Source organism: Bacillus sp. FSL P2-0099 (genome assembly GCF_038007445.1).
GTDB classification, from domain to species: Bacteria; Bacillota; Bacilli; order Bacillales; family Bacillaceae_G; genus Bacillus_A; species Bacillus_A mycoides.
The window spans coordinates 5,116,044-5,130,881 of the sequence record NZ_JBBOXE010000001.1; the positions used below are offsets into that span (position 1 = coordinate 5,116,044).

15 protein-coding genes are annotated in these 14,838 nt (G+C 37.6%); 5 read left to right on the forward strand and 10 right to left on the reverse strand.

Going from position 1 to position 14,838, the window contains the following annotated elements:
* Positions 1-117 precede the first annotated feature (117 nt).
* Both MKY90_RS26645 and MKY90_RS26650 read left to right on the forward strand, forming a co-directional pair.
* Positions 118-1,737: an SWIM zinc finger family protein gene (locus MKY90_RS26645; RefSeq protein ID WP_002016258.1), complete on the forward strand. Its 1,620-nt coding sequence runs from the start codon at positions 118-120 to the stop codon at positions 1,735-1,737.
* Positions 1,721-4,477, forward strand: coding sequence for a DEAD/DEAH box helicase (locus tag MKY90_RS26650; RefSeq protein WP_002129993.1), 2,757 nt, complete (start codon positions 1,721-1,723; stop codon positions 4,475-4,477). The genes MKY90_RS26645 and MKY90_RS26650 overlap by 17 nt, the downstream gene beginning before the upstream one ends.
* 99 nt (positions 4,478-4,576) lie before the next feature.
* Here MKY90_RS26650 and MKY90_RS26655 read toward each other — a convergent pair whose 3' ends face one another.
* A complete protein-coding gene (locus tag MKY90_RS26655; RefSeq protein WP_341092985.1) occupies positions 4,577-5,062 on the reverse strand; it encodes a VanZ family protein in 486 nt (161 codons plus the stop codon).
* Positions 5,063-5,173: 111 nt separating this feature from the next.
* On the opposite strand from MKY90_RS26655, the gene MKY90_RS26660 reads away from it, so the two are divergent.
* Both MKY90_RS26660 and MKY90_RS26665 read left to right on the forward strand, forming a co-directional pair.
* Positions 5,174-5,398: a DUF1659 domain-containing protein gene (locus tag MKY90_RS26660; RefSeq protein WP_151305012.1), complete on the forward strand. Its 225-nt coding sequence runs from the start codon at positions 5,174-5,176 to the stop codon at positions 5,396-5,398.
* Between the two features lie 21 nt (positions 5,399-5,419).
* The gene (locus tag MKY90_RS26665) at positions 5,420-5,635 is read left to right on the forward strand and encodes a DUF2922 domain-containing protein (protein WP_215599165.1); all 216 of its coding nucleotides are present in this window, start codon (positions 5,420-5,422) and stop codon (positions 5,633-5,635) included.
* Positions 5,636-5,655: 20 nt separating this feature from the next.
* On the opposite strand, the gene MKY90_RS26670 is transcribed toward MKY90_RS26665, so the two are convergent.
* Positions 5,656-6,054, reverse strand: coding sequence for a DUF4359 domain-containing protein (locus MKY90_RS26670; protein WP_002034805.1), 399 nt, complete (start codon positions 6,052-6,054; stop codon positions 5,656-5,658).
* Between the two features lie 194 nt (positions 6,055-6,248).
* On the opposite strand from MKY90_RS26670, the gene MKY90_RS26675 reads away from it, so the two are divergent.
* Positions 6,249-6,755 carry a competence protein ComK gene (locus tag MKY90_RS26675; protein ID WP_341092990.1) on the forward strand — a complete coding sequence of 169 codons (507 nt, stop codon included), beginning with the start codon at positions 6,249-6,251 and terminating at the stop codon, positions 6,753-6,755.
* Positions 6,756-6,809: 54 nt separating this feature from the next.
* On the opposite strand, the gene MKY90_RS26680 is transcribed toward MKY90_RS26675, so the two are convergent.
* The 8 genes from MKY90_RS26680 to MKY90_RS26715 form a co-directional block, all read right to left on the reverse strand.
* On the reverse strand, positions 6,810-7,280 hold the full coding sequence (locus MKY90_RS26680) for a sigma-70 family RNA polymerase sigma factor (RefSeq protein WP_002089676.1): 471 nt from the start codon (positions 7,278-7,280) through the stop codon (positions 6,810-6,812).
* A gap of 218 nt (positions 7,281-7,498) precedes the next feature.
* A complete protein-coding gene (locus MKY90_RS26685; protein WP_098167549.1) occupies positions 7,499-8,197 on the reverse strand; it encodes a Yip1 family protein in 699 nt (232 codons plus the stop codon).
* 127 nt (positions 8,198-8,324) lie between these two features.
* The gene (locus MKY90_RS26690; RefSeq protein WP_063219421.1) at positions 8,325-9,524 is read right to left on the reverse strand and encodes an ABC transporter permease; all 1,200 of its coding nucleotides are present in this window, start codon (positions 9,522-9,524) and stop codon (positions 8,325-8,327) included.
* Positions 9,521-10,201: an ABC transporter ATP-binding protein gene (locus tag MKY90_RS26695; protein WP_002130002.1), complete on the reverse strand. Its 681-nt coding sequence runs from the start codon at positions 10,199-10,201 to the stop codon at positions 9,521-9,523. The genes MKY90_RS26690 and MKY90_RS26695 overlap by 4 nt, the downstream gene beginning before the upstream one ends.
* Positions 10,198-11,382 carry an efflux RND transporter periplasmic adaptor subunit gene (locus MKY90_RS26700; RefSeq protein ID WP_341092994.1) on the reverse strand — a complete coding sequence of 395 codons (1,185 nt, stop codon included), beginning with the start codon at positions 11,380-11,382 and terminating at the stop codon, positions 10,198-10,200. The genes MKY90_RS26695 and MKY90_RS26700 overlap by 4 nt, the downstream gene beginning before the upstream one ends.
* A 248-nt stretch (positions 11,383-11,630) precedes the next feature.
* Positions 11,631-12,965, reverse strand: a complete 1,335-nt coding sequence (locus MKY90_RS26705; protein ID WP_002139072.1) for an MFS transporter — start codon at positions 12,963-12,965, stop codon at positions 11,631-11,633.
* A gap of 19 nt (positions 12,966-12,984) precedes the next feature.
* Positions 12,985-14,019, reverse strand: coding sequence for an ABC transporter substrate-binding protein (locus MKY90_RS26710; protein ID WP_012262014.1), 1,035 nt, complete (start codon positions 14,017-14,019; stop codon positions 12,985-12,987).
* Positions 14,016-14,798 (reverse strand): DUF3919 family protein, encoded by a 783-nt coding sequence (locus tag MKY90_RS26715; protein ID WP_002089688.1) that lies wholly within the window; start codon positions 14,796-14,798, stop codon positions 14,016-14,018. The genes MKY90_RS26710 and MKY90_RS26715 overlap by 4 nt, the downstream gene beginning before the upstream one ends.
* Positions 14,799-14,838 lie beyond the last annotated feature (40 nt).

A 14,838-nucleotide genomic window follows, 5' to 3' on the forward strand; every position in this document is an offset into this window, starting at 1 on the left:
AACATTATATATATTACCATGATTTTCTAATTGTGTAATTAGAATTTCATTTTTTCTGTTTTGAGCATTTTTTGTTTATAATGGTAAAGGAAAGAAATCTGTGTACGGAGGAATATTATGCTGCAAGACTCAATTACGAAAGATGAAATTATGATGATTGCGAATGAGTTCGTTCAAGGGCTTGATCCACAGCAAGTTGCTGATCAAGAGCATGTCGCTACAGCTCGGCAACTATATCGTAGTGGTGTTGTCTATAACGTTGACTTTGATGGCTATACGCTATCCGGAACTGTAAATGCTGAAGGCAGTGTATATAGCGTTCACATCCCGATTCGTAATGTCACTGAAAGCTATTGCGATTGCTTCGCGCCGACGCAATGTCAGCATATGCTTGCTGTGTTACTATCTGCAGCTTCTAGTTTTGGGCAAGTAGGAGATGTATTAACTTTATTCAAAAATAATACAAAACCTTCTCTTCCTCCTATTCGAACTGCACGACAAGTATTGCAATCATCAGCTTTTGAAGAAATGGATTATAAAAGTTGGCAAACATACTTTGAAAATGAATATGAATCATTTAAAAAAGAACAAGCGCGGCTCACTTATAAACAAATGTATTTTCTTATGAGTCTTTTTACAGACTTCTATACAAAATTAGAACGGAAAGCTCCGCGCATCGTTGCTATTCATGAATTATTTAAGTTGCACGCGGCACTTTATTGCTTTCAAAAATTATTAGAAGAAATTCAAGAATTTGAAGCAAACAAACTATATTCTTATCACCAACCAGTTAACGTCGTTCGCCTATTCGTTGATAAAGTTGAATCTACCGTTAGGGACCTAAAAACAGAGGCGATTCCAGAAGAATCCAAACCGATTTTAGAAGAAACAGCGCGGCTCATACATGAAGCATTCTTCTCTACCGATGCCTATACACAAGAGCGATTCTTCATTTATCGTCACGTATGGGGTGAACTGTTAAGAACAGAGGAGCAGCTACAAGAAGAAAAAAAACGAATCGATACTAAAATCAATCCACTTTCCAAAGCATTAGCATCTTCTCACCTGCTCTTTTTAAACGGTGAAGATGTATCGGCAATGGAATTACTGGAAAAACAACCTTCTTCTGTTGTGAGCCTTTACTTCTATTGGTTAGAAGAGCTATTAAGTGCGATGGAGTGGGACCGCGGGAAAGATTGGCTTTCCTTTACTTATAAACAAGTAAAAGAAACGATAACGGAACAAGAAAATACCGTCTTCATACAAGATATCGTTCGATTATTTGTGATGATGTATGAGACATATGCAACACATACGAATGAACAAGCGGGATTAGAAATGATTTTACAAGAACTATTACCGTATAGTTTCACAAATTATGAACAATATGTACTTGCGAAGAAACAATACCATGCATGGACGGAACTTCAGCTCTTATATGGATTCGAAGTAATCGAACTTTTGAAAGAACCATTGAAAGATATTGAAAAAGAAGCGCCCGAAGCAGCACTTCCTCTTTATCACCATGCCGCAATGGAAGCAATTGAAGAGCGAAATCGCAAATCATATAAACGTGCCGTTCGTTACTTAAAGAAATTACGTATGCTTTATAAACGACTGAAGCGAACTGATGAATGGGATGCTTTCATTATTCATATCGCTAACTTACATTCACGTCTGCGTGCACTACAAGAGGAATTACGGAGAGGAAAATTAATCGATGATCATACAAACTGAAGTAACAATTAGGCTCCAGCACGTTAGTCAAGGTTGGTTCCTTTGGGGAGAAGATGATAGCGGTACGCTCTTATCCGTAGCAACTTGGAAAAAAAATGCATTCGCATGGCACTCTACTTCTTTCTACGGAACGTTTTTAAAAGAAGCAACGTATGAGGGAAAACAAGGCGTTATGTTAACGAATGCACAGGCATTTGAATACATCGCAAATAAACCGATGAATTCATTTGCAAATATGCAAATGAACGGTCCTATTACGGCACTTACAAAGGACGCAAGTGAATTATGGGACGCTTTCGTCAGCGGCAGCTTCGCACCTGACATGAAGCATTGGTCTCAGCAGCCATCTTGGAAAGTTCAGAATACTTCAATTGAAGATGACATGTTAGCATCTCTTTTCTCTGCCGCTGTGAATGAAAGTATTTTGCAAGATGCTCGCTCAAATGACGGATGGGAAGATGCAAAGAGACTATACGAACATTACGACTTTACGAAAAGGCAATTGGAAGCAGCACTACATGAAGAGGATTGGCTTCGAAAAATTGGTTACATTGAAGATGATCTTCCATTTACAGTCGGCTTAAGACTACAAGAACCGCAAGAAGAACTTGAAATGTGGAAGCTTGAAACAATCGTTACACCAAAACGTGGTGCACATCGCATATATGTATATGAAAGTATCGATTCCTTACCAAAACGATGGCACGATTACGAAGAACGTATCCTTGAAACACAAGAAGGATTCAGTAAGCTCGTACCGTGGCTAAAAGAGGACGACAAGTTCCGAGAAGAACTCTTTGAAACGGAAGCTTGGAACTTCTTAACCGAAGCAAGTAATGAATTACTGGCAGCAGGTATTACAATTTTACTACCATCATGGTGGCAAAATTTAAAAGCAACAAAACCGAGGTTGCGTGTACAGCTGAAGCAAAGTACAGCACAAACACAGTCTTTCTTCGGCATGAATACGCTCGTTAATTTCGACTGGCGCATTTCAACGGACGGAATTGATTTATCAGAAAGCGAATTTTTCGAACTCGTTGAACAAAACAAACGTCTTTTCAATTTAAATGGTCAATGGATGAGACTTGATCCTGCCTTTATTGAAGAAGTAAAAAAACTAATGCACCGTGCCGATAAATATGGACTTGAAATGAAAGATGTGTTGCAGCAACATTTATCTAATACAGCAGAAACAGAAATTGTAGAAGACGATAGTCCGTTTACCGATATTGAAATCGAGCTAGATGGATATTACGAAGAGCTTTTCCAAAAACTTCTACACATTGGAGATATTCCAAAAGTAGATGTACCATCTTCGCTACAAGCAACACTCCGCCCGTATCAACAACACGGTGTTGAGTGGTTACTATACTTACGAAAGCTTGGATTTGGAGCGTTATTAGCCGATGATATGGGACTCGGAAAAAGTATTCAAACGATAACTTACTTACTATACGCTAAAGAAAACAATCTCCAAACAGGTCCTGCATTAATTGTGGCACCAACATCAGTCCTTGGAAATTGGCAAAAAGAATTTGAGCGTTTCGCACCAAGCTTACGTGTTCAGTTACACTATGGAAGTAACCGATCTAAGGATGAGTCATTTAAAGATTTTCTTCAATCAGCAGATGTTATATTAACTTCTTATGCATTAGCTCAGCTTGATGAAGAAGAACTTAGTACGTTATGCTGGGACGCTGTTATTTTAGACGAAGCACAAAATATAAAAAACCCACATACGAAACAGTCGAAAGCAGTAAGAAACCTACAAGCAAATCACAAAATTGCTTTAACCGGTACACCGATGGAAAACCGACTTGCTGAGCTTTGGTCTATTTTCGACTTTATCAATCACGGGTATCTCGGAAGCTTAGGACAATTCCAGCGCCGCTTCGTCACACCGATTGAAAAGGACCGCGATGAAGGAAAAATCCAGCAAGTTCAGCGGTTTATCTCGCCGTTTTTACTGCGTCGTACGAAGAAAGATCAAACGGTCGCATTAAACTTACCAGATAAACAAGAACAGAAAGCTTATTGTCCACTAACTGGCGAACAAGCTTCCTTATATGAACAACTTGTTCAAGATACATTACAAAATGTAGAAGGATTAAGCGGAATTGAAAGACGCGGATTTATATTACTTATGCTGAACAAGCTAAAACAAATTTGTAATCACCCAGCCCTTTATTTGAAAGAAGAAGAACCACAAAATATCGTCGAGCGCTCTATGAAAACAAAAACGGTAATGGAGCTCATCGAAAATATAAAAGACCAAAATGAAAGTTGCTTAATCTTCACTCAGTACATTGGCATGGGGAACATGCTAAAAAGTATGTTAGAAGAAACATTCGGTCAGCGCGTCCTCTTCTTAAACGGGAGCGTACCGAAGAAAGAGCGTGACAAGATGATTGAGCAGTTCCAAAACGGAACGTATGACATCTTCATCTTATCGTTAAAGGCCGGCGGAACAGGATTAAACTTAACCGCCGCCAACCATGTCATTCACTATGACCGTTGGTGGAATCCAGCTGTAGAAAACCAAGCAACAGACCGTGCTTATCGCATCGGTCAAAAACGCTTCGTTCACGTTCATAAGCTTATTACAACGGGAACACTTGAAGAGAAGATTGATGAAATGTTAGAACGAAAACAATCATTAAACAACGCCGTCATTACAAGCGATAGTTGGATGACCGAACTATCAACCGACGAACTAAAAGAATTACTTGGCGTATAAAGTGAAGGCTTTTACGGGCAGTTAATGCGGGATAAGATGGATGTTTCTATTCCCACAAATAGCGGGATAAATGAAAAAGGAGCAAATCTCTAACTGAGATTAGCTCCTTTTTCTATGCCAAAACCAATTGCTTATTATAATTCCTGTTAACCCGCCGCACGTATCAAGCAATGAATCTTGCCACATCGGTGTACGGTCTCCTGTAAACCATTGATGAATTTCATCAAATGTTGCATACCCCGCAACGAAAAGGAGGGCGTATGCAAAGCACCTTTTTCTCGAATAACCCGATCGATGAAAAGCATAATACGTCAATGAACCGAGCATAAAGAACACCATAAAATGAGCACCTTTACGAAGGAAAAACTCAACAAATCCACCTACACCTTTATTTGCGATACTAACAGGTGTACCTCCCCCATAATCGATAGATACCCATGAAAAATGCTCTTTCACAAAATCAACATTTATATATTGCTCAATATCCGAGCGCATATCCTGTTTTTTATATGGCTGTGCTGAAGAATAGAAAATAATCCCCATCCATAGTAATACAGGAATCCAAAATAACCATTTACGATTCATTCTTCCGAAAACCCCTCTCTTAGTCTTTTAAGAGTACCAAAAAAAAGAAAAAATTTCACGCCAAAACATGACATTTACACCCTATTTATAAAGTGAAAGGGGGTGATAAACATGGCAGTTGAAACAATCATAATGGATTTAACTTTACGCCTTGTATTAAACGGAGGATTAGACAAAAACGGTAAAACAGTTTTTAAGAACAAACAATTCAAACGTGTGAAAACAAATGCAGATTTAGGAAAAGTATATGAAGTAGCACGTGCTCTTGCTTCACTACAACAATCATCACTTCACGCTGTACAACTTGTAAGCACGTCAGATCTTTCTAATCTATAATTAAAAAGGAGGGAATAAAGCATGCAAGTACTAGAGTTAATTTTCGTGAAAGAAGATGGAAAAACAGTTTCCTTTTCTATCGAAAATCCCATCACACCAGTAAATGAACTAGTCGTAAATCAAGTAATGGATACCATTCTTTCTTCATCTGTATTTTCATCAATTAGTGAAAATACTCGTAAAAAAGGGGCTCGCCTCATAGAAAAAAACGTATCTGAAGTTCAGATCACTCCGTAAATCAAAAAGACGAATCTGCATTATTTTGCAGATTCGTCTTTTTTCTTCGGCATTTCAATTGGAATAAAAATGTTTGAAAAACCAACACAAACATACTTATAATTCTCTCCGCCTAAATCAAACTCTGTCGTATATGTTGAGAAGAAAATATAATCATTTCGCTTTGTATAATGCTCAATTAATAATCCAACTTGTGGTTCAACATACTTATTTGCCAATTTCTTGCCCGCTGATGCTAGATCGCCAAGTATACCCTCTTTGTTTTCTTTCTCAACCTCTTCTAGCTTCTTACTCACATCATTACGCTTCATAAATTGTTTTGCTGCCCAATCCGTATATTCTCCCTTACCCGGATTACTGTTTGCTAAATAAACTAAGAGAACAACAGCTAGAGCCATAATAATATACTTTTTCTTCATGCTATATCACCGCCTACTCTTTTCTATTTTCATATATATGTACAAGCGATGCAAATTAGAAAGACTATCATCTATTGATTGTAAACGAACCGTAAAAATTTACAATACGAAACAAAAGATTAATAATAATTTTACATAATTCGTATATAATTATATTCGGAATAATAATTTTCATAAGGGAGGATTTTAGAATCATGGATAATGAGAATGATATTTTTATTTCTAGTTCTACAATGATGCTCGAACCTTGCAAACACCCTTATTACCGGACAAAAATTATCGACAGTAGCGGAAACCCTCTGTACTCTTGCCAAACAGCTATCCAACTCATAAAGAAATCTTGTCTAACACATGTTCATTCTACTTATCAAGGTAGACGTCATGCAGTCCAAATAAACTTTAAGCTCAAACAAAATGTTCCAATTCCGATTAATCACAAAGAATATATTTTCGTTTTCCCAACAGAATCTCCTTCTTCTCCAAGCTGCATTTGGTTGTTCTATAACCATATAGATGAGATAGAGTTTCCCAAAAAAACTAACAAAGCTAACATTCGTTTTTTTAACGGAACTACCATAACAATACAAATAGGTTCTCATAAGTTACAGCAACAATTTTTGAAAGCTGGACATGTATTATCCCGAATGAACATAAAAGATTCACTACACTCAAAAACCCTCTTGCCACATTTACTGCCTTAAAATAAACAGAATGGAAGGCAATATTTCTCTTGCCTTCCATTCTACTTATTATTCTTATCCCCTTACACTATCCCTCATTTTCTCAAGCGCTTGTCGATATACCCATCTCACTTGATAGTACGTCATCCCCATTTCAGAAGCTATCTCCCCCATATTTTTCCCTGTAAAAAATCGCTCTGAAATGATATGCTTCTCCCTCTCATCTAACACACTCATAAAATCCTTCGCCCTCGTTCCAGCATCTTCACACTCAAATCGTTCCTCATACTCGTCCGTGCATACATAGCGCTCTTGCACTACGCATTCTTTCTTCAACCTTTCCAATATATAACCACGTACCGTTACAACCGCATAAGCAGGAAAACTCCCTTTCTCCTCCTCATACCTTTCATAAGCATGCCAAAGACCAATTAAACCACATTGATAATACTCTTCATAATCCTGGTAAATATTTAACCTCTTTATTTGATTTACAATCATACCTTCATACAAAACAACCGTATCTGCAAAAGTCGCTGGCTTCACACAGTGCCCGTTTCTAAAAGGTATACCTCTTCAGTATTCCGCGGTACCTCTACAATATAAAATGAGAAAGGAAATTTCATTGTGGGTAATTTCAAATACTGCTGCTGGAATTTGAAATTACACTAGGCAGTATTTGAAATTCTAATAGGGGTATTTGAAATAGGGGTAAAAATAAAAAAGGTGACTCTCGAAAGAGTCACCTTTTTAATCCAATCATATTATACAGGCATACCTGGTAAGAACGTTGCAATTAATACAACAATCGCCGCTAAGAATACCGCTTTAATAATGAATAAGACGATAATTGGAATAGCTGCTTTCACTTTACTTAATCCTGCTGTAGCTTGTAATCCTAACCAAATTAAAACTAAGTTCCATAAATAGAACACTTCAATTGTATTACCGATTCCATATGCAAGTGAACCTTGCTCAAATAACGGCCCTAAACTTGTATACTGTGTTGCTCCACCATCTAGAATTAAAGCTATAACGCCATTAATAAGTCCACCAATAATAAGAGCAATATTAGCATATACAACAATCATTAATAATTTTTTATAAGATGTATCATTTCCAAAGAACATCATAAATATTTTATAAATAGCTGCGACAAATAATGCACCAATCATTGCTCCAACAAAACCAGATCCAATCCCATAAATAACTTCTGATGTAATTGAACTCTGGCCAGCAAGTTCACCCAATTCTTTCTGCATTTTAATCATCTCAGGTGATGTGTTCACGACATATGTCGTCAAACCACCTACAAGTCCTTGTAACAATGCAACTAGGAAGAACATACCCCAAACTTTCTCACTCGTTTTCATTCTCTCAAACTGCAAACCTGGAGATGTAATCATTCCAAATAATGATGGCTTCTCTCCGCTAACTTTTTGCGTATTCAAATTCGCTTCCATTATAACGCCTCCTTCTATTTATATAACCCGTTCTAACGGGCGGTTCACATCCTCATTTTGAGGCTACGAACCGCCCACTAGAACGGTAATGTGTAGTAGAGAACCCCTTCTCTACTACACTAACAATCTACTCATAACGAAGTGCTTCGATCGGATCTAATTTCGCAGCTTTGTTTGCTGGAATTAATCCGAAAATAATACCTAGTGTCATAGAGAACAATACGCCCCCAACGACGACTTCCCATGAAACGAGCGGTGGCCACTTCGCAAATGTGGAAACGATATATGCCCCGCCATACCCAAGACCAATTCCGATTAAACCACCTAGAAGCGTTAACATAACTGCTTCAATTAAAAACTGTAATAAAATTTTACTACGCGTCGCTCCAAGTGCTTTACGTACTCCAATTTCACGCGTACGCTCCGTTACAGATACGAGCATAATGTTCATAACACCAATACCACCAACGACTAATGAAATACCAGCGATACCACCAATAATCATTGTCATAATACCGGTCATCTTTGAAATACCTTCTTGAAGTTCTTTTAAATTCATAACTTCGTATTTACCAGTTGCATCAGTCGGTTTACGACTGTTTAACACATCTGCAGCTTTTTTACCTGCTTTTTCTAAATTATCTACATTTTTTGCTTGAACAGAAATATTTTGAATTTCATCTTTTCCATACAGTGTCGGCCATAATGAAATTGGAACTAGTGCTTCTGATGGTCCCATTCCCATAAACTCGTTATCTGATTTGTAGACACCGATAATTTGCATCGGTTGCCCCTTCATTTCAATAATTTTACCGACTGGATTGGCATCCTTAAACACCTTATCTTCCATTTGTTTACTAATCATGACAACATTATTACCTTGATCCACATCTGATTCTTGTAAAGAACGTCCCTTTAACAACTTTACTTTATTTACTGAAAAATACTCACTGTCTAATCCAGTAATACTCACCATTTCTATTTTATCTTCAATATCAATTGGTTCCATACTTGAATTTGTTGTTACAACATGTGCGATATCTGGAATTTTTTTAATTTCAAAAATATCTTCTTCAGTTATCTTCGGTGCTTCTACCATCGCCATACCAAAAGGATCATTCATATCGGCACTATAATGAATCGGTACCGTTTGATTACCTGATCCAACAAATTGGGATTTCAGTGCAGCTTCCCCGCCTTGCCCAATCGCAACGACGGTAATAATAGAGCCTACACCGATAATAATCCCTAGCATCGTCAAAGCTGAGCGTAGTTTATGAGCTAAAATAGACGATAAGGCAATTTTCATACTATCTAGTAAACTCATACTGCACACCTTCTATCTTCTGTAACTTTCCCATCTCGCAGTACAATGCGACGGGAAGAATATGCTGCTACCTCTTCTTCATGCGTAACCATAACAATCGTCGTACCTTCTGCATTGAGCTTCGTGAAAATGTCCATAACTTGTGCACCAGACTTCGTATCAAGTGCACCTGTCGGCTCATCGGCCATAATAAACGTTGGATTATTTGCAATCGATCTTGCAATCGCTACACGTTGCTTCTGTCCACCTGATAACTCACTAGGCAAATGATGGACTCTATCTGATAATCCAACTTTCCCAAGCGCTTCAAGGGCTCTCTGACGACGCTCTGCTTTCTTCACCCCACCATAGATGAGCGGAAGTTCAACGTTTTCCACTGCGGAAAGACGCGGCAGCAAATTAAAGTGCTGGAATACAAAACCGATATATTCATTACGAATTAAAGCTAGTTTTGACTCGTCTGCTGTTAAGATATTCACATCATTCAACATATATTCACCTTCTGTTGGACGATCTAAACAACCGATAATATTCATAAGCGTTGATTTACCAGAACCAGACGGTCCCATAATAGAAACGAACTCACCGCTTTGAATTGTTAAACTAATACCATGTAAAATCGGAACTGCCAATTTTCCTTGATAATATGTTTTAGCAATATTATTTAACGTAATCATTTCTCTTTCACTTCCATTCCGTCATACACGTCGTCGGAAGGATTTTTAACCACCTTTTGCCCCACTGTTGCGCCTTCAACAATCTCTGTCCAGTCTCCATCAGTAGAACCTTTTTTCACATTTTGTTTACGAAGCTTTCCTTTCTCTTCAATATAAACAAATGCATCTTCGCCTTTTTCTACAATGCTCTTACTTGGAACAGCAATCATCGTCTTATTCTCTAAATTTACTTGCAGAGAAACGTGATAACCTGGAGATAAACCATCTTGGCTATCAAGACTTGCTTTATATGTATATTGAGACATATTTTGAGTTCCCTCACCAGCAGCTTGAGCCATCTCTGCACTCGTTGGGAATTCACTTACTTCCGTAATCTTACCTGTCCACTTTTTCTTATTATTTGCTTTCGCAGTTACAGTGAACGTTTGATCTTTTTGAATTTGTGACTTTTGAAGCTCTGTTAAAGTCCCTTGAACTTGGAACGGATCTTTAGAAGCAACTTGTAAAAATGCTTTCCCTTGACCACCTAATGCCTGAGATGAACTTTGTGCCGCATCTTTGTCTAACTTTTGTACAACACCAGTGAAATTACTATAAATCGTAAGTTCTTTCTGTTTTTTACTTAACTCTTCTTTTTGTAACTTCCCTTTTTCTTTCTCAAGGTCAGTTGTTTTCTGAGCCATTTCTAACTCGCTTACTTGCTCTTCCATCGGGTCTGTTACTTCTTTCCCAGCCCCACTATCTTTTACCTTCTTAATTTCTTTCTTCAATGAATCAATCTTCTTTTTCCCTTGATTGTAACGCATATCAGCCATCTTCTGATCAAGATCAGCTTGCTTCATTTGAAGATTAATTTCTTCATTATCATAAGAGAATAGTTTCGTTCCTTTTTCTACCTCTTGTCCTTCTTTCACTGCGATATCTTTCACTTTTCCTTTAGTCGGATCCGCATAGAAACTTTCAATATTCCCTGGCTTCACCTGACCCGAAATTAACTTCGTATTATTAAGCTTACGCTCTGTCACTTTCTCAAAACTTACAGCATCTGTCTTCGCCGTACCTTTCTTCTTACCTTGCATAACAAAAATATTAACTGCTGCTACAATAACAATTAGTGCAATAACTCCGATGATAATCCATTTCTTCTTCTTGTTTGGAGTACGAACCGTATTTGGTAACATATTCTCTCTCCTTTTATATCTTAATAGTTTAATAGATATTTAATTGTATAAAACTTTCGGAAAATTGTATCCCCACTTACATTGTTACACTCATTTTACAAAGTTTTACACAATCATTTATATTGTAACAAAAATACCAATGATTAGAAATATGACATTCTATCTTTTAAGATAGTTTTAAGGAAAGGTTTCCTTATATAAAAAAAGCGATCCAAAATAATGATTGGATCGCTTTCCCGAATAAACTATTATGCTACTTTAGGACCTTTTCTTTCATGCCCACGTTGAACGATAAATAAGAATACTGTTGATAAAATACCGCCTGCTAATAGTAAGATGAAGCAGCCATCCCAGCCAGAACGATCAACAATAACACCAATTGCTGCGTTTGCTACCAGACTTCCACCTACATAACCGAACAGACCACACATACCAACTGTTGTACCTACTGCAAATTTCGGTACTAATTCCATCGCACTTAAACCGATTAAAAACTGTGGTACGTAAATTAAACAACCGATAATAGAAACTGCAATACTTACAACAAGTACGCTAGATGCTTGCCAATATACAACCGTACCAACAACAACACCAGCCATACTCATAATACATAATGGCATACGTTTTCCTTTAAATAATTTATCACTTAAAAGACCAACGATTAATGAACTTGGAATTGCCATACCTTCAAAAATCGCGTATGCAGCATGTGCTTCATTTTTTGAAAAACCTTTAACTGTTGTTAAATACAGCGGAACCCAGTTAATAACACCGAAACGAATTAAATAAACAAATGCATTTGCAATACATAAATACCAAACGAACTTATTTGTCACTACATATTTCATCAAAATTTCTTTTGGTGACATCTTATTAGCATTATCTGCTTTTTCAAGATTTTCATAATCATTACGATACTCATCAATTGGAGGAAGACCTTCAGATTCTGGTGTATCCTTCGCATTAATCCAAACAAGAACTGAAATTACCATTGCGATAATCGCTGGGAAAATAAACACGCCGCCTTGCCAATGATTTTCACCAAAAATACCTACACCAATTCCAACAAGTGGCGGCACAAGCATTCCACCAACGTTATGTGAAATATTCCAAATACCTGTTTTCGTACCACGTTCTTTCTTCGAGAACCATTTCGTCATAACGATACTACAAGGTGGTGCTCCCATACCTTGTACAATACCATTTAGGACAAGTAATGTAACAATCATTCCAAATGAAGATGCAAAGCCGAAGCAAATATTTACAAGCCCTGATAAGAATAATCCGACTGCGATAAAACGCTGGGCGAAAGCTTTATCGGATAAATTCCCCATAAAGAACTTACTAAATCCATAAACAATTGCCATTACTGAACCTAGCAATCCAATTTCAGCTGTACTAAAACCATATTCTTGTACTAAATACGTACTTGATAACGTAAAGTTACTGCGCACTAAATAATAAGCAGCATACCCAACTGAAATTCCCATTAGCACACGAATACGCAGTAATGTATATACTTTAGCGATCATATCCGCTGGTAACCTCTCAATTGCAGGTGCTGGCTTAAGCCATTTAAACATATTCTTTCGTCTCCTTTTCTCACTGCTGAGAGAGACGCTGTCTATTCCATATCTCGATTATTCCACTATTTGATATATTTTTGTTCGTCCTTCTAACCGGCTGACCTTCTATCTCTTTCTGATTCTTCGCAAACATCGTTGGTACGCCAAACGAAACTTTTTCTAAAATGTGCCCCGCTTCTTCTGATAAACAATAATCAATAAATAAGTCCGCAATAATACCACTCGGTGCACGCTTCAGTTTCGAAATCGCATTAACAGATAATCCTGTTTGCTCAGGTTCATTACTTACAATAGGAAAGCCTTGTTTCTGAAGCATTCTCTGATCGCCCGCAAAATTGATGCCTATCATATATTCACCGCTCGCAACCAGTTCTGCGGGCATATAACCATTCACCGTCACTTCACCAACTTGCCTTGCAAGATTCTTAACATACTCTTTCGCTTCTTCTTCACCTAAAGTATCAATAAGTGATTGAAACAAAGTATATGCTGTGCCGGAAACGTTTGGATCAGGCATTGCAATCTTACCCGTATATACCGGATCTAATAAATCTTGCCACCTTGATGGATATGGAAGACCGAGCGGCGCTATTTCTTCATTCCACCGCTCTTTATTAATCGCGATTGCCAGTTTCTCCACTTCATAACCGTACCAATAACCATCTTTATCTTTAACAGTCTTTGAAATACGATTCGCATGCTGGGTCGTAACAGGAATAGAAAGGTTCTTTTGCTTCATCATTTGATGCGCATCTACTGTACCGCCAATAATAATATCCGCCTTCGGATTTCCAGCTTCCTCTTCTACTCTCCGAAGAAGTTCTTCTGTCGATAGACGAATAAATTCATATGTACACCCGCGTTGTTTACAAAATGACGAAAGCAAAGCTTCACCAACTTCCTCGCGGGCCGCTACATACGCAACGAGATGACGATCATCCAAAATAGGGAGACCACTTTTATTATATTTAATAGAGGTTGTATCTCGAGAGCAACTAGACATCGCTCCTCCGATTACTAGCAAAAAGAAGAAAAAGGCTATCTTTCTCATGACACACTCTCCTTTACAAGGAATTCTGCTAGGGAGCCCTTCATATACATGACATTCCCGTTATTATCACCGAGATATTGCACAACAAAGTACGATGGATACACAGAAATAGTTAGAATATCCTCCCGCTCATTCTTTACACGTTTGCCTGTTTTATAGGCAGTAATATAAGCAATCGGCTCATTCTGTGATTGTAATAATTTCTGAATTTCTCCGTAATCTGTAATTTGCTTTGCGTATCGAATAGAATCAAATATTTGCGTAAGATCTATAGTACGTATTACATCCCCTTGCCTCACTACAACTTCCTTTGCCTCCGCAAAGAAATTACTAATGCGCTCTGGTGTATAATACAGACTTAACAAATACGTTTGAAATGCTGAGATCATCGGATCCGTGCCATTCTTTCCGTATACATTAGCCTCGTACTGGAACAAGTCACCTACTGCAAAAGTACGTTTATGTCCATTCAAGTACGTTACTTCTCCAGTAAATACTTGTTCTTGATTCCTCGCTTCTCTCGGTTCTATTCGAATTCGGTCAAAGAATGAAACAATCGTATGCAAACGAACTTCATCCGTTACAACAATTTCTCCCCACTTCTCATGCCTTACTTTCACTTCAGTAGGAAGGGATTCATTCACTCTTTGTAAAACGGCTTGTTTGTCATCCACAATTGTGATTCGATTATATATTTGCTTCTCAATAACATAAAACAAAATAAGAGAAACGATCATACAAAAGACAAACATAAGAATTTGAAATGATAGCCTTTTCATTTCTGCCTACCTCCAAGATAAAAAAACGTTGTTTCGAAAA

Coding starts and splice junctions, on each gene's coding strand:
- MKY90_RS26645 (WP_002016258.1), top strand. CDS start 118: ATGCTGCAAGACTCAATTACGAAAGATGAAATTATGATGATTGCGAAT.
- MKY90_RS26650 (WP_002129993.1), top strand. CDS start 1,721: ATGATCATACAAACTGAAGTAACAATTAGGCTCCAGCACGTTAGTCAA.
- MKY90_RS26655 (WP_341092985.1), bottom strand. CDS start 5,062: ATGAATCGTAAATGGTTATTTTGGATTCCTGTATTACTATGGATGGGG.
- MKY90_RS26660 (WP_151305012.1), top strand. CDS start 5,174: ATGGCAGTTGAAACAATCATAATGGATTTAACTTTACGCCTTGTATTA.
- MKY90_RS26665 (WP_215599165.1), top strand. CDS start 5,420: ATGCAAGTACTAGAGTTAATTTTCGTGAAAGAAGATGGAAAAACAGTT.
- MKY90_RS26670 (WP_002034805.1), bottom strand. CDS start 6,054: ATGAAGAAAAAGTATATTATTATGGCTCTAGCTGTTGTTCTCTTAGTT.
- MKY90_RS26675 (WP_341092990.1), top strand. CDS start 6,249: ATGGATAATGAGAATGATATTTTTATTTCTAGTTCTACAATGATGCTC.
- MKY90_RS26685 (WP_098167549.1), bottom strand. CDS start 8,197: ATGGAAGCGAATTTGAATACGCAAAAAGTTAGCGGAGAGAAGCCATCA.
- MKY90_RS26690 (WP_063219421.1), bottom strand. CDS start 9,524: ATGAGTTTACTAGATAGTATGAAAATTGCCTTATCGTCTATTTTAGCT.
- MKY90_RS26695 (WP_002130002.1), bottom strand. CDS start 10,201: ATGATTACGTTAAATAATATTGCTAAAACATATTATCAAGGAAAATTG.
- MKY90_RS26700 (WP_341092994.1), bottom strand. CDS start 11,382: ATGTTACCAAATACGGTTCGTACTCCAAACAAGAAGAAGAAATGGATT.
- MKY90_RS26705 (WP_002139072.1), bottom strand. CDS start 12,965: ATGTTTAAATGGCTTAAGCCAGCACCTGCAATTGAGAGGTTACCAGCG.
- MKY90_RS26710 (WP_012262014.1), bottom strand. CDS start 14,019: ATGAGAAAGATAGCCTTTTTCTTCTTTTTGCTAGTAATCGGAGGAGCG.
- MKY90_RS26715 (WP_002089688.1), bottom strand. CDS start 14,798: ATGAAAAGGCTATCATTTCAAATTCTTATGTTTGTCTTTTGTATGATC.